Raw genomic sequence first — 23,668 nt, 5'->3', positions numbered from 1 at the left:
GCGGTGGCTCAACCGAGCGCGGCGCGTGTCCTGATGCTTCCTTCAGCGTGATCGTTGCTGGCGCTTTCGTCGGCGATGACGCCATTGCTTGAAGCGGCGTGCAGCGGTGCGGCAACTGGCGGCGAAAACCCCATGGCGACAAGATCGCGTCCCACATCGGCAGCGCATACCGGGGTGCCGTAAAGGTAGCCCTGACCGCGCAACAGGCCCATGCGACACAGCATTGCCCGCACCGGTTCGGTTTCCACGCCCTCGGCAGTGATCGGCAGGCCCAGCCCCTGTCCCAGCGAGGCGATGGCCGAAACGATCGTGTCGCTGTCGCGGTTGTCGCCCATGCTTGTCACGAAGCTACGGTCGATCTTGATGCGGTCGAACGGCAGGCTGCGCAATTGTGCGATGCTGGAATAGCCGGTGCCGAAATCGTCGAGCGAGATCTTGACGCCCTGATTGCGCAGCGAGGTGATCAGCGTGCGGACGACCCCGATGTTTTCGTGCAGGCAGCTTTCGGTGATCTCGACATCCAGCCGCGACGGCGGAAAGCCCGCTTCGAGCAACAGCTTGAGCAATCTTTGCGAAAACCACGGATCGCGCAACTGGCGCGGCGAGATGTTGACTGCCAGTACCAGATGATCCGGCCACGACCGCGCATCGGCCAGCGCCTGACGGATCAGCCGTTCGGAAAGTTCGGCGATCAGACCCAGATCCTCGGCGATCGGAATGAACACGTCGGGCATCACCAGTCCGTGGACCGGCGATTGCCACCGCGCCAGCATCTCGAAACCGATCAGGTCGCCGCTCTCGATGTCGACCTGTCGTTCGTAGAACGGCACGAACTCGCCCAGCGCGATCCCGTCGCGCAGCGCCTGTTCAAGATTGGCGCGATACTGCAGTTCGTTTTCCATCGTGGGATCGAACCAGCAAAAGCGATCGCGGCCGTTGCGCTTGGCCTGATACATCGCCAGATCGGCGCGGTGCAGCAAGTCCTGCACCAGCCGCGCAACGGATTTGCCGTTTTCGGGAATGGCGCGGGCCAACCCGATCGAGGCGGACACCGGAACCCTGATGCCGTGCGTGTCGATCGGCTGCCCTAGGCCTTCGGCGATGGCTTTGCCCAGCTCATCCGGGTCCGACCCGTTGGTGTCCGCGCCGCCCGCCGCCGCGCTTGCCGGGGCAAGGATCGTGGCCGTGACGAATTCGTCGCCACCCATGCGGCCCAGCAACGAACCCTTAGGCAGCAAGCCGGCAAGCCGCCGCGCGGTTTCCACCAGCAGGGCATCGCCGACCTGATGGCCGTGCGCGTCGTTCGACCGCTTGAAGCGGTCAAGATCAATGACGGCCACGACCAGTTCCTTGCCGGTCATGGCGGCGTGGTGGGCCAGCGCCTCGATCGCCCCGTCGATGCTGCGGCGATTGAGGCAACCGGTCAGCGCGTCGGTATGCGCCAGCTTGCGGGCTTCCGCCTCGGCAATGCGCCGGGTCAAGACTTCGTGCGAGAGGTCGGCATAGCGCCGCCACCCCAAGATCAGCAAGGCGATGTTCAGGATCAATGCGTTACCCAACAGCAGATCGCCATTGGCTTCACCGTACAGATAGCCGCGGACAATGCGGGTAAGTACTGTCGACCCGGTGCCGACGAACAGTATAAGCGTTGCAATCACGATGCCGATGCCCACCACGTCAGGACCGGGGGCAGCCCGTTCCACTACACTGAGTGCAGGATGCATCGCTTGCGGAGCAATGGTGCGGTGTTTGGATCGGCCATCAGGCATTGGTTTGGCCACGACTTTCGCTGCTTCTGTATTTTCGACATAGGGTCTTGCACTGAAAGATTCGTTAAATCGCGCGTCATCAGTCAAAACCGTCACCATTTTGGCACCAATGCGTCGCGATGCGCGTCCGTTGGCCGGCGGGTTGCCCGCCAAGCTTGCGTTTTGGCGGTGATGAGTCTAAGCGCGCTGGGTCATGCGGATTCGGCACCTGATCGGGTGCACCGCCTGGCATCGTAGCAGTCGGCATCTGTCATGGACGCCAAACGCTGGTCGGCGAGGTTTCGCCCACCGGCGTTTTCGGCGTTTTGGTCCCTTTCGGGGCGGCAGAAGTTGGCAGGTAGCAGGAGTTCGTGCGTGTTCGACAGTCTTTCCGACCGGCTGAGCGGGGTCTTTGACCGTCTGCGCGGTCGCGGTGCGCTGCAGGAAGACGACGTGCGCGCGGCCATGCGCGAAGTGCGCATCGCCCTGCTGGAAGCCGACGTCGCGCTGCCAGTGGTCCGTCGCTTTGTCGATGGCGTGACCGAACAGGCGGTCGGCCAGTCGGTGCTGCGCTCGGTCACACCCGGGCAGCAGGTCGTCAAGATCGTCAACGACGCGCTGATCGAAATGCTCGGCGGCGGCACGGCCGAGCTTGATCTGGCGGCAACCCCGCCGGTGGTGATCATGATGGTCGGCCTGCAGGGTTCGGGCAAGACCACCAGCACCGCCAAGATCGCCAAGCTGCTGAAGGAAAAGCAGGGCAAGAAAGTCCTGATGGCCTCGCTCGACGTCAATCGTCCGGCGGCGCAGGAACAGTTGAAGGTGCTTGGCGAGCAGGCCGGCGTTGCCACGCTGCCGATCATCGTCGGGCAGCACCCGGTCGAGATCGCCACGCGCGCGCTCAATGCGGCCAAGCTTCAGGCGGTCGACGTGCTGATGCTCGATACCGCAGGTCGCCTGCACGTCGATCAGGCGCTGATGGACGAGATGAAGGCGGTCGCCGCCATCTCGACCCCGCGCGAAACGCTGCTGGTGGTCGATTCGCTGACCGGGCAGGACGCGGTCAACGTTGCGCAGAATTTTGCCGGGCAGGTCGATCTGACCGGCGTGGTGCTGACCCGGATGGACGGCGATGCGCGCGGCGGTGCGGCGCTGTCGATGCGCGCGGTCACCGGCAAGCCGATCAAGTTTGCCGGGACCGGCGAAAAGCTCGACGCGATCGAGCCGTTCCATCCCGAGCGCGTGGCCGGTCGCATCCTGGGCATGGGCGACATCGTTTCCATCGTCGAAAAGGCGGCGGCGACGGTTCAGGCGGACGAGGCTGAAAAGCTCGCCGCGCGGATGGCCAAGGGCCAGTTCGACATGACCGACTTGCGCACCCAGTTGCAGCAGATGCAGCGGATGGGCGGCCTTGGCGCTCTCGCCGGGCTGATGCCGGGAATGAAAAAGGCCAAGCAGGCCATGGCGCAGTCGGGGATGGATGACCGGGTGCTGTTGCATATGGATGCCATCATCGGCTCGATGACCCCGCAGGAGCGCACGCGCCCCGAACTGCTCAACGCCAAGCGCAAGATCCGCATTGCCAAGGGTTCGGGCACGCAAGTGCAGGACGTCAACAAGCTGATCAAGATGCATCAGGAAATGGCCAAGGCCATGAAGCAAATCCGCAAGATGGGCGGGCTCAAGGGGCTGGCCGGTCTGTTCGGCAAGGGCGGCCTTGGCGGCGCGATGCCGGGTCTGGACCAGCAGATGGGGCCCGGTGGTCTTGGCGGTGGCATGGGCGGTCTGGGCGGCGGCGCAGGCGGCGGGCTTGGTTCGCTGCCGGGTCTGGGCGGCGGCATGCCGTCCAATCTGGGCGACCTGCTCAAGCGCAAGTGATTTTTGAATATTGGTTTGGTTTTGAAATATTTACAGAAAGGTACGTTTGATGTCTGTTTCTCTGCGTCTGTCGCGCGGCGGTTCCAAGAAGCGCCCTTATTACAAGATCGTCGTGTCCAACAGCCGCGCTCCGCGTGACGGCAAGTATCTGGAACAGGTTGGCACCTACAACCCGCTGCTCGCCAAGGACGCCACCGATCGCGTGCGTCTGGTCGAAGACCGCGTCCGCTACTGGCTGGGCGTCGGCGCACAGCCGACCGACCGCGTTGCCCGTCTGCTCGACAAGGCCGGGATCAAGGAACGCGCCGTAACCTACAACCCGAACGCTGGCGTGCCCGGCAAGAAGGCCAAGGAACGCGCCGAGGACAAGGCTGCCAAGGCTGCTGCGGCCGCTGAAGCTGCTGCCGAAGCAGCGGCACCCGCCGAAGCTGCCGCCACCGCCGAAGCCTGAGGCTTTTGAAGGTGGCGCACGATCGTCCGGTCACGCTGGCGGCCATATCCGGCGCGCATGGCGTGGGCGGCGACGTGCGGCTCAAGCTGTTTGGCGAAGGGGTGTCGGCGTTGAAGCGTTATCGCGCGTTCAACGACGGCACCCTGACCGTGCAGTCGTTGCGCGATGACGGCAAGGGCGGCGCGATCGCCCGCTTTGCCGAAGTGCCCGACCGCACGGCGGCCGAAAAATTGCGCGGCACGGCCTTGACCGTGCCGCGCTCTGCTTTGCCTGCCCTGGCCGAGGGCGAGTACTATCACGCCGACCTGATCGGCCTGCCAGTGATCTCCACCACGGCCGAGGTGCTGGGCGAATGCATCGCGGTCGACAACTTCGGAGCGGGCGACGTGATCGAGATCCGCAAGCCCGATGGCAAACGCTTCATGGTGCCGATGCGCCCCGAAGCCGTGCCCGACTGGAATGATGAACGACTGATCGTCGAAGCGGCTTACGCTGCAGACTGACAGTTTTCCGGCTCGCCGCACGCGGGCTTGGGCTGGCGGCTTGTCGGCGGATTGATCAGATCGCGCACCAACGCGCGCAAATCACCCCATAGCGATGGAGCGGGCGTCCCCTTGCGGGCAGCCTCGGCAAGGTGTTCGGCGCGGGCGACGCGTGCAGCGTCGCGCGCTGCGACCCAGTGGCGGGTCCAGGCTTCATCCATCATCGTGTGTCTCCGGGATTGATGGCGCAATGATGCCGTGATTCGCGCGTTCCGGCCAACAAAACGACTGGCCAAGGGTATAAGGCTGCCTTATCATTCGGGCATGCCCACCCTGCCGCCTCTCTCAGCCGTGCGCGTGTTCGAAGCTGCGGCAAGGTTAGAAAACTTTTCGCGCGCCGCCGAAGAGCTGGGCATGACACAGGCAGCCGTCAGCTATCAGGTGCGTCAATTGGAAGATCGCGTCGGCCAGGCGCTGTTCATGCGCGAACGTGGCCGCGTGCGCCTGTCCGATGCGGGACGGCGCCTGGCGCCAGCGGTGTCGGCAGCGCTGAACGATCTGGCCACGGCCTTTGCCGGGTTGCGCGCCGACGACAGCGGCGTGCTGGCGATCAGCACGATCCCTTCGTTCGGGGGCACCTGGCTGGCCATGCGGATCGGCCGGTTTCAGCTTGCCATGCCCGATCTGGCGCTGCGGCTGGTCACCAGCAGCAATCTGGCCGATTTCGACCGGGATGGCATTGATGTGGCGATCCGCTCTGGCGTGGGGCCGTGGCCCGGCGTGACCCGCGAATTCCTGATGCGCTATCATGTCACGCCGATCTGCTCGCCCGAGTTCGTGCGCGCCCATGCCATCGAGCGGCCCGAGGATCTGTTGCGGGTGCAGCGGCTTGCACCCGAAGACAAATGGTGGGCGGGCTGGTTCAAGGCGTCGGGCGTGGCCGCGCCGGCCGCAACGCAATCGGGCATCGCGCTCGACAGTCAGGTCGAAGAGGCGCGGCTGGCCGGTGCCGGTTTCGGCATCGCGCTGATGACCCCGATGTTCTGGCGCGACGAGATCGCTTCGGGACGGCTGGTCCAGCCGTTCCCGACCTGCCACTTCTCGTCCGGTTCGCTGTGGTTGGTCCGGCCCGAAGGGCGCAGCGCGGTGCGCAAGATCGAACGTTTCCGCGAATGGTTGTTCGCCGAACTCGCGACCGAGCGTGCGCGCGGCGCCGCTCCGCCCGAAGCCTGGATCGAGCCTGCGTGAAAAGGATGCCGCGCGCTGCTGGGCAAGCGCGCTTCGGTCCGCCACAATACATCACAATCGAATGGGCGGAGGATGGATGATGCGTGCGTTGACAGGTGGAATGCTGCTTCTGGCCGCGATAGTCGCGCCAACTGTGGTGCAGGCGCAAGCTGCGGTGGAGCCGGTCGCCGTCGCTCCCGCCGCGCTCCATGCTGCCACGCCCGAGATCGACGCGATCTTCACCAAGTGGATGGCCGAAAACCACGTGCCGGGCATGGTCTATGGCTTGGTCAGCGGCGGGAACCTGGTGCTGGTCAAGGGGCTGGGCGTACAGGATTTGACGACCAGGCGCCCGGTCACACCCGACAGCCTGTTCCGCATCGCCTCGATGACCAAGGCCTTCACCGCGCTGTCGATCCTGAGCTTGCGCGACAAGGGGCTGCTGGCGCTCGACGATCCGGCGGAAAAGTACGTGCCCGAAATGCGCGGCTGGACGTATCCCACCACCGACAGCCCGAAGATCACCGTCGGCGATCTGCTCCACCACGTGGGCGGGTTCGTGACCGACGACCCGTGGGGCGATCGCCAGCAGGTGCTGCCGCAGGAGGACTTCACCAAACTGCTTGCCGCCGGCGTGCCGTTCACCCGTGCGCCCGAAATGAGTTACGAATATTCGAACCTTGGCTTTGCCATCCTTGGCCGGGTGATCGCCAACGTTACTGGCGCGCCCTATACCGATTACGTCGGCAAGACGCTGCTCGGCCCGCTGGGGATGACTGCCAGCGGGTTTGACGTGTTCGCTCACCCGCAAGACAAGCGCGCCATCGGCTACCGCTGGGAAAACGATGCTTGGGCGCTGGAGCCGACGATGAAGGACGGCGCGTTCAACGCGATGGGCGGGCTTGAGGTGAGCGCCACCGATTATGCCAAATGGGTCGGCTTCGTGCTGTCGGCATGGCCGCCGCGCGATGGAGCCGATACCGGCCCGGTCAGGCGCGCCACCGTGCGGCAAGTGGCGCAAGGGCTGAACTTCCAGTCGGTCAACCACCGGCCCGGATCGAGCGGCGGAGCGGCGTGTCCCGGCGCGCTCGCCTATGGCATGGGCTGGCGCGTGGTGCAGGATTGCGAGTTCGGCCTCACCATGAACCACGGTGGCGGCTTTCCCGGCTATGGCAGCCACGTTCTGCTGCTGCCCGAGTTCGGCGTCGGCCTGTTCGCGCTGACCAACCGCACTTATTCCGGTCCGTCCCCCGCGACGTGGGACACAGCGGCGCTGTTGCTGGCCAAAGGGCTCGTCAAGCGGCCTGCGGTGCCCGTCTCAAGCGATCTCGCCGCGTTCTATGGGCTGACCCGCACCGTGTGGGCGCAAGGCGGCGTGGCCCCGCTGGCGGGCAAGGTTGCGATGAACTTCGCCATGGACCGCACCGAGGCCAACTGGAGCAAGGCTCTGGCCGAGGCGAAGGCGAAGGCGGGCACGTGCGACACTGCCGCGCCGATCGTGCCGGGCGGGGCGCTGACGGGCGCGTTCACATGGGTCTGTTCCAGCGGCACGGTGCATGGTGAACTGCTGCTCGCACCGACGCGGCCGGTGACGGTGCAGGCGCTGCGCTTTGCGGTGGAGGGGAAGGATTGAAGTGAACGCGCGTAGTGTATATACGCGATGTATATACGGAGTCCGTCATGGGTCGGGAATACATAGCCAAGAGCTTCAAGTCGGGCAACTCGGTCGCCATTCGCATCCCGGCGGCGCTCGGGGTGGAGCCCGATCAGGAGTGGATCGTCGCTCGGGATGACAGCGGCGACTTGCTGATCCGCCCCAAGCCACAGGCGAAGGCAAAGCTCGACGTCAGTAAGTTCTGGGGCAAGGCGAAGGGGCTGAAGGTTCCCGGACGGCGCGATTTCGATGAACGACCCAGCACCATCGCCGCGCGCGCGGCGAATGCGACCAAATGATTGCATATCTGCTCGATACCGATTGTTCGATCTACGCCATGCTTGGAACCCACCCCGCTCTGCGAGGGCGGCTGGCGGAGTGCGATCCGGGTGAGGTGGGTATTTCAGCAGTATGCTTCGCCGAGATCGTGATGGGAGTGAACCTCGGCCATCCGCCTGATCGCGACGTCATCGAGGATTTCGTATCGGTCGTGCCGATCCTGCCCTTTGACGAGGCCGCCGCGCGAGAATACGCCCGCCTGCCTTTCAAGCACGCCCGCTTCGACCGTCTGCTTGCGGCCCATGCGCTCAGCATCGGCGCAACGGTGGTGACGAACAATGAAGCCGATTTCGCCGATGTGCAGGGGTTGAAGGTCGAGAATTGGACGGTGGGATGAGTGCTCTGATCGTTCCAATGATGATTTTTGTGATCGTGTGCATATGGCCAGCCGCAGCAGGCTATGGCCTCGGCTTAGGGAAGCCTGCCTGGTCATCTATCAAAATTGTGGGTTGGTCCTGTATTCCGGCGCCAGCCCTTCTCGGCATGTTTTGCGTTTACATTTATAGTGAAGCGCTGCTGACGCAGACGGAACAATGCGGCATCGACGCCTGCTCGTTCAACGCTGATCTCAGCACCATCTGGCTCGTGCTTGCTGGTTTGTTTGCCGTGATTGGTTCATTGACAGCGCGAGCCGGTTTAGCTCTGGCTCGTCGCCCGATCAAATCCAGCTTGGCAGCACCTTCAGAATGACCTTCACTGCAACCGTCCTCACCTTGTACCCTGAAATGTTTCCCGGCCCCCTTGGCGTCAGCTTGGCGGGCCGTGCGCTGGAGCAGGGCAAGTGGTCGATGGATGCGGTGCAGATCCGCGACTTCGCGATCGACAAGCACCGTACCGTGGACGACACGCCCGCAGGCGGCGGCGCGGGGATGGTGCTGCGCGTCGACGTGCTGGCCAAGGCGGTGGATTTTGCGCGCCAGAACCTCGCAGATCGCCCCGTCATCGCGATGACTCCGCGCGGGCGTCCGCTGACGCAGCAGCGGGTGCGCGAGCTGGCGGCTGGCCCCGGCGTGATCGTGCTATGCGGGCGGTTCGAAGGATTTGACGAGCGCATCTTCGAGGGCCGGCAGGTCGAGGAAGTGTCGGTGGGCGACATCGTGCTGTCGGGCGGGGAATGTGCGGCGCTGATGTTGCTGGATGCTTGCATTCGCCTGCTTCCCGGCGTAATGGGCGCGGCTTCAAGTGGGACCGAAGAGTCGTTCGAGAACGGCTTGCTGGAATATCCCCACTACACCCGACCCGCTGAGTGGGAAGGGCGATTGATCCCTGAAGTGTTGCGATCGGGGGATCATGGAAAAATCGCGGAGTGGCGGAAACGCCGTTCGGAAGTCGATACCCGGTCACGCAGGCCGGACCTTTGGGAGCGCCACACCGGCGTTCGGGTCCAGTCTGCCTCTGGCGCGCAACGAGACGTGCAGGACGATTGAAAATGAACCTGATTCAGCAGCTTGAAGCTGAAGCCATCGCCGAATACAAGGCGAAGAAGGAAATCCCCGACTTCCGTGCGGGCGACACCGTGCGCGTTGGCGTGCGCGTGGTCGAAGGCGAGCGCACCCGCGTTCAGGCCTACGAAGGCGTGGTTATCGCGCGTTCGAACCGTGGTCTGGGTTCCAACTTCACCGTGCGCAAGATGTCGTTCGGTGAAGGCGTGGAGCGCGTGTTCCCGCTGTATTCGCCGAACATCGATTCGATCACCGTGGTTCGCCGCGGCGTCGTGCGTCGTGCCAAGCTGTACTACCTGCGTGGTCGTACCGGCAAATCGGCGCGTATTGCCGAGCGCAAGATTACCAAGACCGATAAGGCTGGTTGATCAGGACGGGCACAAGCCCACCGCCGACAAGACGGGTCAAACCGTACAGAAGGGCGTCCTGGCAGCCAGCCAGGGCGCCCTTTTTGCTGCCCGCCATCCTCCTCCCTGCTGTCCCGATCCCAGCCACTACGGAGCCCGCGCATGCGAACGCCCCACCGCTTCCTGACAGCGGCCCTGCTGCTGACTATGCCCGCGCTCGTGCCTTCGCGGCTTTGCGCTGAACCGCAGACCACCGGGCCGTCCGGTGCCCCAGCGAAGGATCAGGCCGTGCCTCAGCCCCATGCCCCCCAAGCGACCACTGCCTTGTCGCTCGAGCGCGTCTTCGCCAGCCCGGCGATCAACGGGTCCAGCCCGCGCGGTGTGCGGCTTTCGCCCGATGGCACCTGGTTGACCCAGTTGCGCAACCGAGCGGACGAGCGCGAGCGCTATGATCTGTGGGGCTTTGACCGGCAGGCGGGCAACTGGCGCATGCTGGTCGATTCCAAGGCGCTGTCGAGCGGACGGGCGCTGTCCGAGGCCGAGAAGATGCAGCGCGAACGCCAGCGCATCGGCGACCTGAAGGGCATCGTGTCGTACGATTGGGCGGCCGACGGCAAGTCGGTGCTGGTGCCGCTGGATGGCGAGCTGTTCCTGGCCGGGCTTGATGGCAAGGCCAGTGCCATTCCCGGCGCAAGCGCGGTTCCGGGTACCGATGGCGGCGTGCTCAATCCCGCGCTGGGGCCAAAGGGCGGGCGCATCGCCTATGTCCGCGACCGGCGGCTGTGGGTCGGTCCGCTCGATGCACCGGCGCAGCCGATCACCCCGGTCGAGGCGAGCGAGACCGTGCATTGGGGCGAGGCCGAGTTCGCCGCGCAAGAGGAAATGGACCGGCAGGTCGGCTTCTGGTGGGCCCCGGACGAGACGCGGCTGGCGGTCGAACGCTTTGACGAAGCGCAAGTCGGCGTGGTCACCCGCACGTCGATCGGCGGGGCGGGCACATCGACGTATCAGCAACGCTATCCGGCTGCGGGCACGGCCAATGTCGAGGCCTCACTGTGGGTGGTCAAGGCCGATGGCAGCGGCAAAGTGCAGGTCGATCTGGGCCCTGACAAGGACATCTACCTCGCCCGTGTCGACTGGGCGCCCGATGGGGCCACGCTTTACGTCCAGCGGCTGAACCGGGCGCAGACGCAGCTCGACATGCTGGCGGTCGATCCGGCCACGGGCGCATCGCATGTGCTGTTCAGCGAAAAGGCGGGGCCGCGCAACTGGATCAACCTGTCGCACAGCTATCGCTTCCTGAAGGACGGCAGCCTGGTGTGGTGGTCCGAGCGCGACCGGCACGGCCACCTTTACCGCTTTGCCAAGGGCAAATGGCAGCAATTGACCCGTGGCGCTTGGGAAGTGATCGCGCTGGTCGGCGTCGACCAAAAGGCGGGTCGCGTGTTCTTTGCCGCCAACCGCGACGATCCGCTGACCGGTCAGGTCTATGCGCTTGATCTGGCGCATCCCGAGCAAGTGGAGCGGCTGACCGACGCAGGCTTTGACAACGCGGCGACGATGGATGCCAAGGCGCAGGCGATGATCGTGACGCGCAGTTCCGACACGCAACCGCCGCAAAGCTATCTGGCCGATGTCGCGGGCAAGCGCGTGGCGTGGATTGAGGAAAACCGCGTCGAGGGCGAACATCCCTATGCGCCCTACATGGCCGGGCACGTCCGCGCGCAGTACGGCACGATCAAGGCGGCGGACGGCAGCGATCTGCACTGGATGATGCTGACGCCGCCGCTTGAGCCGGGCAAGCGCTATCCGGTGTTCACCTATCATTACGGCGGGCCGCACATGCAGGTGGTCAAGCGCGCCTGGCACGGGCCGCTGCCGCAGGCGGTGGTGGACAAAGGCTACATCTGGTTTGCCATCGACAATCGCGGTTCGGACAATCGCGGCACCGCCTTCGAAAGCCAGATCTGGCACGCGATGGGCACTGTCGAGGTGGCGGACCAACTGGCCGGGATCGACTATCTCAAGAAATTGCCGTTCGTCGATCCGGCGCGAGTGGCGACGTTCGGCTGGTCCTATGGCGGATACATGACGCTCAAGATGCTGGAGGCGCGGCCCGGGGCGGTTGCCGCCGGGATCGCGGTGGCGCCGGTGACGAAGTGGGACTTGTACGACACGACTTACACCGAGCGTTATCTGGGCGATCCGCGCCAGGTGCCAGAGGTCTATGCCAAGTCGGGCGCGCTGGCTGATGCCGGCAAGATCGCCGATCCGCTGCTGCTGATCCATGGAATGAGCGATGACAACGTGGTGTTCGACAACTCGACCGCGCTCATCGCCAAGTTGCAGGCAGAAGCGGTGCCTTTCGAGATGATGCTCTATCCCGGCCAGACCCATGCCATCGGTGGGCCGAAGATCAGCAAACATCTGTATGAAACCGTGTTCCGCTTTCTGGATGCGCATGGTGTGCCGGGTGGCGGCAGGGCTCCGGGCCAAGGTGGCGGGGGATGACCTTACGCCTGTTCGAAACCTTTCAGGCGGCATCGTTCGCCGATACGGTCGTGTCCTATCTGGCGGCGTTCGCGTTTGGCACCCTGATCGGTGCTGAACGGCAATACCGCCAGCGCACGGCGGGGTTGCGAACCAATGCGCTGGTGGCCATCGGCGCATCGGCGTTCGTCGACCTTGGCCGCAGGCTTGGTGGCGATGTCGAATCGATCCGGGTGATCGCCTATGTCGTCTCGGGGATAGGGTTCCTCGGCGCGGGGGTGATCATGAAGGAAGGCACCAACGTGCGCGGGCTGAACACGGCTGCGACGCTGTGGTGCTCGGCCGCGGTGGGGGCGATCGCGGGCAGCGATCTGCTGGCCGAAGCTGCGCTGCTGACCGCCTGCGTGCTGGGGGCCAACACGATCCTGCGCCCGCTGGTCGACGTGATCAACCGCATTCCGGTGGCCGGGCGGGTGCTCGAGGCGAGCTATACCGTCACCATCGTCGGGCAGGGGCATGCAGGCGCGCTGGCCGACATGCTTGAAGAACGCCTTGCCGAGGCCAAATTGCCGGTTGCGGAAATCACCACGCGCGAACAAGCAGGCGGCAAGGTCGAAATCGATGCGCATTTGATGGTCACCAACGTCGACAGCGATGAACTCGACCAGTTCGTCGATGCGTTGGGTGCCAATGATACCGTGCTTTATGCCACCTGGCGCTCAGCCGCGCGGGATTGATGGGGTGAGGCGTTCGACAAATCCGATTTGAATACCGCAAATTTCGGGCCGCTGGGCCTGCAAGCGATTGAACAGGAGTAGTTGCAATGGGTTACCGGGTGGTAGTGGTCGGCGCGACCGGCAATGTCGGGCGCGAAATGCTCAACATCCTGGCCGAGCGGGAATTCCCGATCGACGAGCTGGCGGCGGTCGCTTCGGCCCGCTCGCAAGGTGTCGAGATCGAGTTCGGTGAGACCGGCCGCATGGTCAAGGTCAAGAACATCGAGCATTTCGACTTCACCGGCTGGGATATCGCGCTGTTCGCCGCAGGCTCTGGCCCGACCGCGATCTATGCGCCCAAGGCTGCTGCGGCCGGTTGCGTGGTGATCGACAACTCGTCGCTGTACCGCATGGACCCCGACGTGCCGCTGATCGTGCCCGAAGTGAACCCCGACGCGATCGATGGCTACAAGCGCAAGAACATCATCGCCAACCCCAATTGCTCGACCGCGCAGATGGTCGTCGCGCTCAAGCCCTTGCACGACAAGGCCACGATCACGCGCGTCGTCGTGTCGACCTATCAGTCCGTGTCGGGCGCGGGCAAGGAAGGCATGGACGAACTGTTCGAGCAGAGCCGCGCGATCTTCGTCGGCGACCCGGTGGCGCCGCGCAAGTTCACCAAGCAGATCGCGTTCAACGTGATCCCGCACATCGACACCTTCCTGGATGACGGCTTCACCAAGGAAGAATGGAAGATGGTGGTCGAAACCAAGAAGATCCTCGATCCCAAGATCAAGGTCGTGGCCACTTGCGTGCGCGTGCCGGTGTTCGTCGGCCATTCCGAAGCGCTGCATGTCGAGTTCGAGAACGAGATCAGTGCGATCGAAGCGCAGAACGTCCTGCGTGAAGCGCCCGGCGTGATGCTTGTCGACAAGCGCGAGGACGGTGGATACGTCACGCCGATCGAATGCGTTGGCGATTTCGCCACGTATGTGTCGCGCGTGCGCGAAGACCCGACCGTCGAGAACGGACTGGCGCTGTGGTGCGTGTCCGACAACTTGCGCAAGGGTGCGGCACTCAACGCCGTGCAGATCGCCGAGTTGCTCGGCCGTCGCCATCTCAAGAAGGGCTGATCCGACGGTTCCCGGCGGGGCTTTCCCTGTCGGCAAATCCCGCCCCATTTAAGGCAAAAAAGTCAGCCCCGGCATACATGATGCCGGGGCTGCCGCGTTTCCTTGGGGGGTGGGGGCGGGGGAGGAAACGCGGTGAGTTCTGCGCGCCGTCCCCACCAAAGGGAGGGACTGGGGCCGACGCGCGGGCAAACTGGTCAGTTGTTCATGGGGTGATCGTCGTTGTTGTCGTGGTGGTGGCGGCTGCTGCCGGCTTGTGTGCCGACTTGCGGTGGACGATCCTGTGGTGAGTGACCTTGACCTTGGCCTTGGTCTTGTGGACGGCCGTGGTGGTCACGCTGGCAGCGGCAACCGGCGCGGTGTTGCTTTGCGTGGTGACCACCGTCTCGATCTTTGCAGGCGCAGGGGGTGTGGCAGCAGCACTGATGGCTGCGGCCGTGGCGGCGTCGCGTGCTGTTGCGGCGTCTGCGGCGGATGAGGCGGCAGAAGCTTCGGCAACGCTTGCCCGTGCCGTTGCTGCGGTGGCTTCCTGATGCGCTGCATCGACCGCGTTTTCGCTGCGGACCTTGGCGATGGCGTCATGCTTTTGCAGCGTGCCGATCGCGGTATCGGCCAGTCGGCTGGCCTCGATCGCCTCGGCAATCGCATCTTCCTTGCGACCGGCGGCAAGGTCTTCCTCGGCCTTGGCAAGGCTGGCCTTGGCCCGCGCGGTCTCGCCCGGCTGGACTTCGGCGGTGCCAAGCTGGTTGGCGGTGTCGATTTTGGCATGAGCCGCCGCGATCGCCTGACGCGCGCGCTCTGCCTTGCCTGCGGCCTGCGCGGGGCTGGCAAGAGCCAGCGTCATCGCACCTGCGGCCAGCAGCGCGGCAAGGGTCTTGGAGTGCGTCATTTGGTGTCTCCGGGGGCGGAACAGCCCCCTGTGTCCTCGCTCAGATACGCCGCAGCCCGTGTCCGGTTCCGGCCAAGTGGAAAAAATGTGTCTGATGCGGCTGCCCCGCGCATTGAAAGAAAGAATCCCAAGTTCAAAAATAGAGATTGTGCGTGGGGAGGTTGCCTTGGCATGGCGCTGGCCAGTAAGCCGATGCCGTGGGAATACCGGTACCGCACGTCGCGGGCGCCCAGACAGGAACAACGATGCCCGAGCATTTCGACATTCTGCACGCGGTTGCCGGTCTGCTCGTCGGCTTTCTGGTCGGCCTGACCGGCGTTGGCGGTGGCTCGCTGATGACGCCACTGCTCGTGCTGTTGTTCGGCGTCAACCCGACGACGGCGGTAGGCACCGACCTGTTGTTTGCCTCGTCCACCAAGATCGCAGGGTCGCTGGTCCACGGCTGGAAGGCGACTGTCGACTGGAAGATCGTGCGCAGGTTGGCTTCGGGCAGCGTGCCAGCGGCGGTGATCACGCTGCTGGCGATCTCGCAATTCGGCAAGCCGCCGAAGGAAGCCAGCCACACGATGCTGCTCGTCCTGGGCGGCATGTTGATTGTCACCGCGTTCGCCACCTTGTTCCAGAAGCAACTGGCGCTGCTGGCCAAGCGGCAGGAGCGGCTGGACGATGGCAAGTCGCTGATCCCGACGATCGCGCTTGGCGCGGCGCTGGGCGTGGCGGTGACGATGTCGTCGGTCGGGGCAGGGGCCATCGGTGTTACGGCGCTGTTGATGCTCTATCCGGCACTGCGGGTATCGCGCATCGTCGGCAGCGACATTGCCCACGCCGTGCCGCTGACGCTGGTGGCGGGCATGGGGCACTGGGTGATCGGCGATGTCGATCTGCTGTTGCTGGGCAGCCTGCTGCTCGGATCGGTTCCCGGTGTGGTTGCCGGAAGCCTGTTGTCGACACGCTCACCCGATCATATCCTGCGCCCGGCACTGGCGGCGGTGCTGTTCATCTCCGGGATCAAGTTGCTGAGCTGATGCAGGTATCGACGACATTCTACGAAGGCTTCGGCGGCGCGCAGTTGGCACTGCACCGGCTGGGCACCGGACGCCCTGTAATTCTGCTGCACGGGCTGTTTTCCTCGGCAGAGGTCAACTGGATCAAGTATGGCACCGCCGCGCAGTTGGCTAATGCCGGGTTCGCCTGCCTGATGCCCGATCTGCGCGTCCATGGGCAAAGCGCCGCGCCGCACGATCCCGCCGCCTATCCGCCCGACGTCCTGGCCCGCGACCTTGAAGCGCTGGTCGATCGCCTTGCGCTTGATGACTACGATCTGGTCGGCTTCTCGCTCGGTTCGCGCACGTCTGCGCGCGGGGTGGTCGCAGGCTTGCGTCCGCGCAGGCTGGTGCTGGCGGGCATGGGGCTGGAAGGGCTGGCAGGCTGGTCCGGGCGGCAGGATTTCTTCATCGACGTGATCGACCGCTTCGGCACGATCCGCGTTGGCGATCCCGCCTACATGGCGCAGCAGTTCCTCAAGACGATGAAGATCGACCATCAGGCCGCGCGGTTGCTGCTGGGGACAATGGCTGACACCGATCCGGCCGACCTTGGCGCGCTGACGATGCCGACGCTGGTGCTGTGCGGTGACAAGGACAACGACAACGGTTCTGCCGACCGGCTGGCCGCTGCGCTGCCCGATGCGCGCCGGGCCACGATCCCTGGCACGCACATGAGCAGCGTCACCGAACCCGCCATGGGGGCTGAACTGGTTTCGTTCTTGACCAGTCCGGCTTGACCTGAGGTATCGGGCGCGGCACCAGAGCGTTCATCCGCGAACGGCCGACTTCGCGCCGTCCCGCCGCCATGAGCCATGAGGATGCCCCCGATGAACACCCGTGCTTCGCTGCTTGCGCTGGCCCTTGCCATGCTGGCCCAGCCCGCCTTTGCCGCCGATGCAGCCCCGACAGGGCCAGCTTCTTCGCCTGTCACCCCCGCTACGGTCGATGCCTGGCTGGCCAAGGCTGACAAGGCATACTTCGACCAGACCGTGATCGCCGGGCGCAACGAATGGATCGCTGAAACCTACATAACCGATGATACCGAATCGCTGGCCGCCGATACCAACGCGGCGATGAGCGCGCTGCAGGTCGAACTGGCGACGCAAGCGGCCGGTTATGCAAAGGTTCCCGGTCTTTCGCCCGAAGTGCAGCGAAAGCTGGTGATGATCCGCACCGGCATCACCAGCCCGGTGCCCGCCGATCCTGCCCTGGGCGCCGAATTCGCGCGGCTGCAGGCGCGCATTCAGGGCCTTTACGGCAAGGGCAAGGGCACTTTGAAGGGCCAGCCGATCAACGGCAGCGACATCGAGGCCGCGATGGGCACCAGCCGCAACCCCGATGAAACGCGCGAGATGTGGATTTCGTGGCACGACGCCGTCGGCAAGCCGATGAAGGCCGACTACGTGCGCATGGTCGAGATCGCCAATCAGGGCGCGCGCGAACTGGGCTTTGCCGATGTGGGGGCGCAGTGGCGTTCGAACTACGACATGGACCCGGATGCCTTCGCCACCTTGACCGACAAGATCTGGGGCGAGGTCAAGCCGCTGTACCTGCAACTGCACTGCTATACCCGCGCAAAGCTGAACGCGAAGTACGGCGATGCCGTGCAGGGCAAGTCCGGCCCGATCCGTGGTGACTTGCTTGGCAACATGTGGGGGCAGAGCTGGGGCAACATCTATGACGTGGTGGCTCCGGCCGGTGCGGGCGATCTTGGCTATGACATCGGCGATCTTTTGACCGCCAAGGGCTATGACCCGGTCAAGATGGTCAAGGCAGGCGAGGGCTTCTATTCCTCGCTCGGCTTTGCGCCGTTGCCCGCAACCTTCTGGGAACGCGCGCAGATCACCAAGCCGCGCGATCGCGAAGTGGTGTGCCACGCCTCGGCTTGGGATATCGACAACAAGTCGGACTTGCGCATCAAGATGTGCACCAAGGTCAATTCCGACGACTTCGTGACGATCCACCACGAACTGGGCCACAACTACTATCAGCGCGCCTACAGCAACCAGCCTTCGCGCTGGTACATGGAAGGCGCCAACGATGGCTTCCACGAAGCGATCGGCGATACCATGGCGCTGTCGATCACGCCCGAATACCTCGTCCAGATCGGCCTGCTCGATCGCGCCAAGGTGCCGGGACCGGACAAGGACACCGGTCTGCTGCTGCGTCAGGCGCTCAACCAGGTGGCGTTCCTGCCGTTTGGCCTGCTGGTCGATCGCTGGCGCTGGGGCGTGTTCAGCGGCAAGGTCAAGCCCGAGGGCTATGAGGCCGCGTGGAACGATCTGCGTCGCCAGTATCAGGGCATCGTGCCGCCGGTCGAGCGTGGTGCCGATGCCTTCGATCCCGGCGCCAAGTTCCATGTGCCGGCGGTGGTGCCCTACACCCGCTATTTCCTGGCGGGCGTGCTCAAGTTCCAGTTCTACGAAGCGGCGTGCAAGCAGGCCGGATGGACCGGGCCGCTGCACCGTTGCAGCTTCTATGGCAACAAGGCGGTGGGTCAGAAGCTTGATGCGATGCTCAGCATGGGCGCGTCAAAGCCGTGGCCCGATGCGCTCGAAGCGTTTACCGGTAGCCGCCAGATAAGCGGCGCTTCGCTGGTCCGTTACTTCGCACCATTGCAGAAGTGGCTGGAAACGCAGAACAAGGGCCGTTCCTGCGGCTGGTAATCGCTGCACTGCACAACAAGAGTGAATCCAAAGTGGGGGTGCAGGGCCGGAATCTACGGCCTTGCACCCCCAACTCATTTGTGAGAGCATCCACTCAATAAATAAAACTGTTGAGAGGATGCTCGGGATGAAGTTGGCGATTTCCGCCCTTTTCCGGACAATTGCGCCCTTTGCGCTGATGTTGCCCGCGACCGCATACGCCGATTCGATTTCGGCAAGCCGCCCTGAGGGGATCGTTGCCGCCTTGCAGGCAGCAGGACATGAAGCGGCGTTGACCCATGACGAAAGCGGCGATCCGTTGATTCAGGCCAGCATCGGTGGCTGGTCGACGCAAGTCGTGTTCTACGATTGCAACGAAATCACCCACGAATCCTGCCAGTCGCTGCAATTTGCCACCGGATTCATGCCCGAACGCCCGTTTGGCGCAGCACAAGCCGCCGCTTTCGTGCGCGATAACCGCTTCGGCGCGGTATCGGTGGCGGATGACAAGACGGTCAGCGTCACTTGGGACGTGATCACCGGCAGCGGGATCGATCCGCAAGTGTTCGGATTGGTGCTCAAGAGCTATCGCCTGGCGCTCGACACCATCGGTGGACAAGTGTTCGCCCCCGGCCACCAGCCGAGACTGGCCAGCGCCTCGCGCTGATGGCGGCCGTCAGGTCGCAGTCCGAGCCTTGCCGCAACAATGCGGCAGTGCGTTCGCGACCTGCTTGGGCAGGTCTGGGGCGGAACACGAAAGGCAGTTTTCGGTAGCCCCGCGCCGCTTGCAGGTTCAACCTATTGTCCCGCGCAGCCGAATGCGGATTGGGAAACCAATCGCTTGATCCCGCAAACGCGAGATGACGCGGACCGAACCGCTCGCCGACATTTTCCGGACAGGGATGGTAGCGGAGGAGGGACTCGAACCCCCGACACGCGGATTATGATTCCGCTGCTCTAACCGGCTGAGCTACTCCGCCATTCCTTAGGCTGCGGCCATGCCGCTGCGCCAGACCCTGCAGAACGGACGAGCCGTTGCAGGGCAGGTGGCGCGCATAGACTTGGGGGGGCGCATGGTCAAGGCGGTTTTGCGCCCCCCTGTGGGTTCAACGCTACTTAGAACTTCTGGCCGAAGCGGATGCCGAAGAATTGCGGCTTGATCGGCAGGGTGCGGCTCGATCCCGAACAGACCTCGATCGCGCAGAAGGTGTTCTTCGAGAGCTGCCCACGCTTGTCGAAGGCGTTCTGCAGGAAGATCTCGGCATTCCAGTTGGCCTTGGACACGCCGGCCGAGAAGTCGAAGCTGGAAAAGCCCGGAGTATCGCCCAGCAGGCTGTTCTTGAACGTGTCGAGGTTCGACGTGCTGCTCGACTGGTGGTTGGCGGCGGCCTGAACGAAAGAGTCGAGGCTGCCGAGGCTGAAGCCATAGCGCGCGACCATCGTGCCCTTGAACTTGGGCTGGCGCGGTAGGCGGGTGCCGTTGGCCGCCGCAATCTTGTCCGGCTCGCCCGTGCATGCGGCGAACTGCTCGGTGCTTCCCGGTCCGGTCAGGTTGCAGAAATCGCTGGAAAGCGCCGCGTCGTTGTACGCGCCCGAGCCCGAGATCGAGAGCGGACCCAACCGCCAGTCGAAGTCAGCTTCGACGCCATAGACCCGGCCGTCGCCGGCGTTGAGGGTAAGGCCGTTGCCCTGGAAGCCGGATGGCACGACCGAATACTGGATGCCCTTCCACTTTTCATAATAGGCGGCGAGGTTGAAGCGGAAGTTCGGTCCCCACGCGGTCTTGAAGCCAAGCTCGAAGTTGGTCAGCCGGTCCGCCTTGTAGGGGTGATCGGGCGCGATCGTGTTGCTGCCACCGGGGCGGAAACCGGTCGAGTACGTGGCATAGACCATCTTGTCCGACGCCACCTGCCACGCGACGCTGACTTTGTGCGTTTCGCCCGATTCGTTGTAGGGATTGGCCACGGTGACGTTGTCGCACGTGGTCACGCGCGGTCCGGTGAACGGAGTTGTGCAGCCGGCCGCCAAAGCGGTGCTTTGCACCCCTTCGAAGCCGTGGCTTTCGTTCTTTGCCCGGAACAGGCGGATGCCGCCGGTCACCTTCACATGCGGCACCACTTCGTAGGTGCCTTCGGCAAACAACGCGTAGTCCTTGAAGATGCGGTCAACTTCGGTGAGGTAGAACGCATCGCGCCGCAAGTACGAGGTTCCGCCATCCACGTTGGTCGCATCGTGCAGGCCGGGGATGTAGTAGTCCTCGTTGAACTCGTTTTTCTGCCATTGATAGAAGCCGCCCACCGTCAGGCTGAAGGGCCACGACTTCGGCACGGAGATACGCAGTTCCTGCGTGAACTTGCGGTTGGTGTTGTTGCCGAAATATTGCTGGGTCGGATCGATCAGGTTGCCCGCCTTGTTGCGGAACTGGAGATAGGCTTCATAACCCGGACCCTGACTGTCATAGAACACCGTGTAATAAGTGTAGTCGTTGGCATTCTTGATCCGCCGCTTGAAGTATCCGGTCGACGACACGACATCGAAATCGGCGATCTTGCCGGTCACGGTCAGCGCCGCCTGATACCATTCGTCCTTGTTGTAGGTTTCATGGAAGTCATGAACCTTGAGATCGCCCACGCGCGGGTCGTAATTGAAGCCGCCTTGCGCGTTCAGGTACTGATAGACGAACTGCGGCGAGACCGTCCAATCGGGCGCCGGTTGCCAGGCCAGCGCAGCGCGGCCGCCGTACTCGGTCACCGGATTGTAGTTGTCCTTGACCATGTCCTTGTTGGTAATGGTGATCGACGTTGATGGATCATCATCGCCAAGCTGGTAGGTGTGCGAACCCGCCGTGTTGTCGATGTAACCGCCATCGTGGCGATAGAAGCCGACCAGCCGCACCGCCAGATTGTCGGCCAGTGGCACGTTGACGAAGCCTTCCTCCATATGGCCGGCATCGCCCTTGCCATACTTGTTCGCCTCGACGTCATAGCCGGCAGAGAACTTGCTGAAATCCGGCTTGTTGGTGATCAGTCGCAGCGTGCCAGACAGCGAGCTTGAGCCGAACAGCGTACCCTGCGGGCCGGACAGCGCCTCGACTCGGGCCATGTCATAGACGTGGATTTCGGGCATGCGCCCGGCGGTGGTCAGCGGAATGTCGTCAAGATAGGTGCCTGCGGTCGAAAGCTGGCCGCCATCCACGGCGATCCCGCGGAAGAACAGGTCCGAGCGGCCCGGCCCGAGCGATGCGTAGCTGACGCTGGGCAGCAGCGTGACATAGTCGGAGAAGCTGTTGACCTGCCGCTGTTCCAGTTTTTCGGGCGTCAACGCCTGAAGGCTGATCGGCACCTTCTGGATGCTTTCGGAACGACGGGTGGCGGTGACCACGATCTCGCCAAGGCCTTGCTGCGCATCCGCACCGGCGGCAACCTGATCGCCCGAGGCAGGCGCGGGGGCTGGGGCTGCCTCCTGCGCAATGGCGGCAACCGGGGCCAGCATGGCAAGGCAAGACGCCGTGCCGGAAAGCAACCAGTTGCGGCCTGTCGATTTTTTTGAACGCTTCATTCTGCCAACCCCATTGGTTCTTGTCGCTGCGGTCTCAGCCGGTCTGATCGGCGATCACAGACGATGTATGCAACAAACTGCCTCTCCCTCCCGGATTGTCAAACGCCTTCCTGCTTTGCGCCTCGTGACGACGCGGGGATGATGCATTGTTGCAACGTCTGTGATCTATGCCGACCAAGACCATCCCTGAGGAGCCGTCCTTATTCAAGCTCCGTTTTGGCGCGGACTGGACAGCGGGCGGGTCCATCCATTATGGGATCACAGATATGACCAATCATGCTCTCGCGCCGCATCAGCAATCCCTGTCCGCGTGGCTGGGGAGGCACACCGCGATCACCCGCGTCGAAGCGTTCGTGTTCGACATTGCCGGCGCCGCAAAGGGCAAATGGCTGGCGCGCGACAAGGCGGGCTCGCTCGATGCCAAGGGTCTGCCGGTCCCGATCTCGGTCTTCGCGCAAGATGCGTGGGGTTGCGACGTGGCGGATGCGGGGCTGGCATTCGGCACCGGCGATCCCGACGCCTTGTGCTACGCCGTGCCCGGCCGTTTTGCCGCCATGCCGTGGCTGGGTGATGGCGTGGGCCAGGCCTTGCTGACGATGCGCGATCCTGATGGCAACCCGGTGGTGTCCGACCCGCGCGGCGCGCTGGAACGAGTCCTGGCGCGTTATTCTGCCAGAGGGTTGACCCCGGTGGTGGCGATGGAGCTGGAATTCTATCTCTACCGGCTCGAAAATGGCGTGCCGGTGCCGCCCGATGGCAACATGCGGCGCAACGACACGCTGTCCACCTCGGCACTGGCCGAACATGCACCGTTCTTCGATGCGGTATTCGATGCCGCAGCGGCGCTGGGCATTCCCGCCGACGGGGTAATCAGCGAGGCCGGACCCGGCCAGTTCGAACTCAACCTGCTGCACCGCGCCGACGCGCTGGCCGCCGCCGATGACGTCATGCTGATGCGCCGCGTGGTGCGCACGCTGGCCAAGGTCCACGGACTGGGGGCCACGTTCATGGCCAAGCCTTATGGCGATGCCTCGGGCAGTGGCATGCACATCCATGCCAGCGTGCTCGACACCAAGGGGCGCAACGTGTTGGGCAAGCCCGAGGGCGGGCCAAGCGATCTGCTGCTCCATGCCGTAACCGGCCTGCTTGGGGCGATGCCCGAAACGATGCTGGCCTTTGCGCCCAACTTCAATTCGTTCCGGCGCTTCCGGCCTGATGCCCATGCGCCGGTGTCTGCGGGCTGGGGCGTGGATGACCGCTCGGCAGCGGTGCGCGTGATCAATTCCGACGCTCGTTCCACCCGCATCGAACACCGCATTTCGGGAGCCGATGCAAACGCCTACATCGCGACCGCCGCGATGCTCGGCGCCATGCTGGAGGGTATCGAGGCCGGAGTGGCGCCGCCACCGCCGCAAGATCCGACCAACCCCGGCGCCGGGGCTGCGCTGCCGGTCGAATGGGGTGTGGCGATCGACCGCTTCGCCAGTTCGATCTTTGCCGAGGCGATCTTCGGCGCGCGTTTTCGCGACATCTATGTCGCCTGCAAGCGGCAGGACCGCGCGGCTTTCCTTGGCCATATCGACCGCTTCGAGTACGATACGTATCTGGGCTTGCTCTAAGGGCGCC

General features: G+C 64.1%; 22 protein-coding genes and 1 tRNA gene. 18 read left to right on the top strand and 5 right to left on the bottom strand.

Features of this window, described 5'->3' with window-relative positions; genetic code table 11:
- Positions 1-8: 8 nt before the first annotated feature.
- Positions 9-1,703 carry an EAL domain-containing protein gene (locus tag LDN95_RS11620; protein WP_226017841.1) on the bottom strand — a complete coding sequence of 565 codons (1,695 nt, stop codon included), beginning with the start codon at positions 1,701-1,703 and terminating at the stop codon, positions 9-11.
- A 420-nt stretch (positions 1,704-2,123) separates the two neighbouring features.
- On the opposite strand from LDN95_RS11620, the gene ffh reads away from it, so the two are divergent.
- From ffh to rimM, 3 genes are read left to right on the top strand one after another with little or no spacing between them, the layout of a single operon-like run.
- Positions 2,124-3,626, top strand: coding sequence for a signal recognition particle protein (gene ffh / locus LDN95_RS11615; protein WP_226017840.1), 1,503 nt, complete (start codon positions 2,124-2,126; stop codon positions 3,624-3,626).
- 49 nt (positions 3,627-3,675) lie between these two features.
- Positions 3,676-4,077, top strand: a complete 402-nt coding sequence (rpsP, locus tag LDN95_RS11610; RefSeq protein WP_226017839.1) for a 30S ribosomal protein S16 — start codon at positions 3,676-3,678, stop codon at positions 4,075-4,077.
- An 11-nt stretch (positions 4,078-4,088) separates the two neighbouring features.
- Complete coding sequence (gene rimM, locus LDN95_RS11605) at positions 4,089-4,580, top strand: ribosome maturation factor RimM (protein WP_226017838.1); 492 nt, start codon at positions 4,089-4,091, stop codon at positions 4,578-4,580.
- Here the strand turns inward: rimM and LDN95_RS11600 are convergent.
- A complete protein-coding gene (locus LDN95_RS11600) occupies positions 4,565-4,783 on the bottom strand; it encodes a hypothetical protein (RefSeq protein ID WP_226017837.1) in 219 nt (72 codons plus the stop codon). The genes rimM and LDN95_RS11600 overlap by 16 nt on opposite strands.
- 100 nt (positions 4,784-4,883) lie before the next feature.
- On the opposite strand from LDN95_RS11600, the gene LDN95_RS11595 reads away from it, so the two are divergent.
- The 10 genes from LDN95_RS11595 to LDN95_RS11550 all read left to right on the top strand — a co-directional run bounded on the left by LDN95_RS11595 (position 4,884) and on the right by LDN95_RS11550 (position 13,907).
- Entirely contained in the window at positions 4,884-5,807 is a 924-nt protein-coding gene (locus LDN95_RS11595) for a LysR substrate-binding domain-containing protein (protein ID WP_226017836.1), read from the top strand.
- Between the two features lie 79 nt (positions 5,808-5,886).
- A complete protein-coding gene (locus tag LDN95_RS11590; protein ID WP_226017835.1) occupies positions 5,887-7,419 on the top strand; it encodes a serine hydrolase in 1,533 nt (510 codons plus the stop codon).
- A 47-nt stretch (positions 7,420-7,466) separates the two neighbouring features.
- Entirely contained in the window at positions 7,467-7,739 is a 273-nt protein-coding gene (locus LDN95_RS11585; RefSeq protein ID WP_226017834.1) for a hypothetical protein, read from the top strand.
- Positions 7,736-8,116, top strand: coding sequence for a type II toxin-antitoxin system VapC family toxin (locus LDN95_RS11580; protein WP_226017833.1), 381 nt, complete (start codon positions 7,736-7,738; stop codon positions 8,114-8,116). Before LDN95_RS11585 ends, LDN95_RS11580 begins: the two co-directional genes overlap by 4 nt.
- Positions 8,113-8,469, top strand: coding sequence for a hypothetical protein (locus tag LDN95_RS11575; protein WP_226017832.1), 357 nt, complete (start codon positions 8,113-8,115; stop codon positions 8,467-8,469). Before LDN95_RS11580 ends, LDN95_RS11575 begins: the two co-directional genes overlap by 4 nt.
- Positions 8,466-9,206 carry a tRNA (guanosine(37)-N1)-methyltransferase TrmD gene (trmD, locus tag LDN95_RS11570; protein WP_226017831.1) on the top strand — a complete coding sequence of 247 codons (741 nt, stop codon included), beginning with the start codon at positions 8,466-8,468 and terminating at the stop codon, positions 9,204-9,206. The genes LDN95_RS11575 and trmD overlap by 4 nt, the downstream gene beginning before the upstream one ends.
- A 2-nt stretch (positions 9,207-9,208) precedes the next feature.
- Positions 9,209-9,589 (top strand): 50S ribosomal protein L19, encoded by a 381-nt coding sequence (gene rplS / locus LDN95_RS11565; protein ID WP_226017830.1) that lies wholly within the window; start codon positions 9,209-9,211, stop codon positions 9,587-9,589.
- Positions 9,590-9,730: 141 nt separating this feature from the next.
- A complete protein-coding gene (locus tag LDN95_RS11560) occupies positions 9,731-12,079 on the top strand; it encodes a S9 family peptidase (RefSeq protein WP_226017829.1) in 2,349 nt (782 codons plus the stop codon).
- Positions 12,076-12,795, top strand: coding sequence for an MgtC/SapB family protein (locus LDN95_RS11555; protein ID WP_226017828.1), 720 nt, complete (start codon positions 12,076-12,078; stop codon positions 12,793-12,795). The genes LDN95_RS11560 and LDN95_RS11555 overlap by 4 nt, the downstream gene beginning before the upstream one ends.
- Before the next feature lie 86 nt (positions 12,796-12,881).
- Complete coding sequence (locus LDN95_RS11550) at positions 12,882-13,907, top strand: aspartate-semialdehyde dehydrogenase (protein ID WP_226017827.1); 1,026 nt, start codon at positions 12,882-12,884, stop codon at positions 13,905-13,907.
- A gap of 202 nt (positions 13,908-14,109) precedes the next feature.
- Here the strand turns inward: LDN95_RS11550 and LDN95_RS11545 are convergent, their stop codons facing one another.
- Positions 14,110-14,793: a hypothetical protein gene (locus LDN95_RS11545; RefSeq protein WP_226017826.1), complete on the bottom strand. Its 684-nt coding sequence runs from the start codon at positions 14,791-14,793 to the stop codon at positions 14,110-14,112.
- Positions 14,794-15,038: 245 nt separating this feature from the next.
- Between LDN95_RS11545 and LDN95_RS11540 the strand changes: the two genes are divergently transcribed.
- The 4 genes from LDN95_RS11540 to LDN95_RS11525 all read left to right on the top strand — a co-directional run bounded on the left by LDN95_RS11540 (position 15,039) and on the right by LDN95_RS11525 (position 19,151).
- Entirely contained in the window at positions 15,039-15,818 is a 780-nt protein-coding gene (locus LDN95_RS11540) for a sulfite exporter TauE/SafE family protein (protein WP_226017825.1), read from the top strand.
- Positions 15,818-16,576, top strand: a complete 759-nt coding sequence (locus tag LDN95_RS11535; RefSeq protein WP_226017824.1) for an alpha/beta fold hydrolase — start codon at positions 15,818-15,820, stop codon at positions 16,574-16,576. Before LDN95_RS11540 ends, LDN95_RS11535 begins: the two co-directional genes overlap by 1 nt.
- Positions 16,577-16,666: 90 nt before the next feature.
- Positions 16,667-18,505, top strand: a complete 1,839-nt coding sequence (locus LDN95_RS11530) for a M2 family metallopeptidase (RefSeq protein WP_226017823.1) — start codon at positions 16,667-16,669, stop codon at positions 18,503-18,505.
- Positions 18,506-18,632: 127 nt separating this feature from the next.
- Entirely contained in the window at positions 18,633-19,151 is a 519-nt protein-coding gene (locus LDN95_RS11525) for a YbjN domain-containing protein (protein WP_226017822.1), read from the top strand.
- 236 nt (positions 19,152-19,387) lie between these two features.
- Here LDN95_RS11525 and LDN95_RS11520 read toward each other — a convergent pair.
- Positions 19,388-19,464: transfer RNA gene (locus tag LDN95_RS11520), tRNA-Met, on the bottom strand.
- 136 nt (positions 19,465-19,600) lie between these two features.
- The gene (locus LDN95_RS11515) at positions 19,601-22,042 is read right to left on the bottom strand and encodes a TonB-dependent receptor (protein ID WP_226017821.1); all 2,442 of its coding nucleotides are present in this window, start codon (positions 22,040-22,042) and stop codon (positions 19,601-19,603) included.
- 266 nt (positions 22,043-22,308) lie between these two features.
- On the opposite strand from LDN95_RS11515, the gene LDN95_RS11510 reads away from it, so the two are divergent.
- Positions 22,309-23,661 (top strand): glutamine synthetase family protein, encoded by a 1,353-nt coding sequence (locus LDN95_RS11510; RefSeq protein ID WP_226017820.1) that lies wholly within the window; start codon positions 22,309-22,311, stop codon positions 23,659-23,661.
- Positions 23,662-23,668 lie beyond the last annotated feature (7 nt).

The organism is Novosphingobium sp. FKTRR1 (assembly GCF_020404405.1).
Classification (GTDB): Bacteria; Pseudomonadota; Alphaproteobacteria; order Sphingomonadales; family Sphingomonadaceae; genus Novosphingobium.
This window is presented reverse-complemented; position numbering and strand designations above follow the sequence as displayed.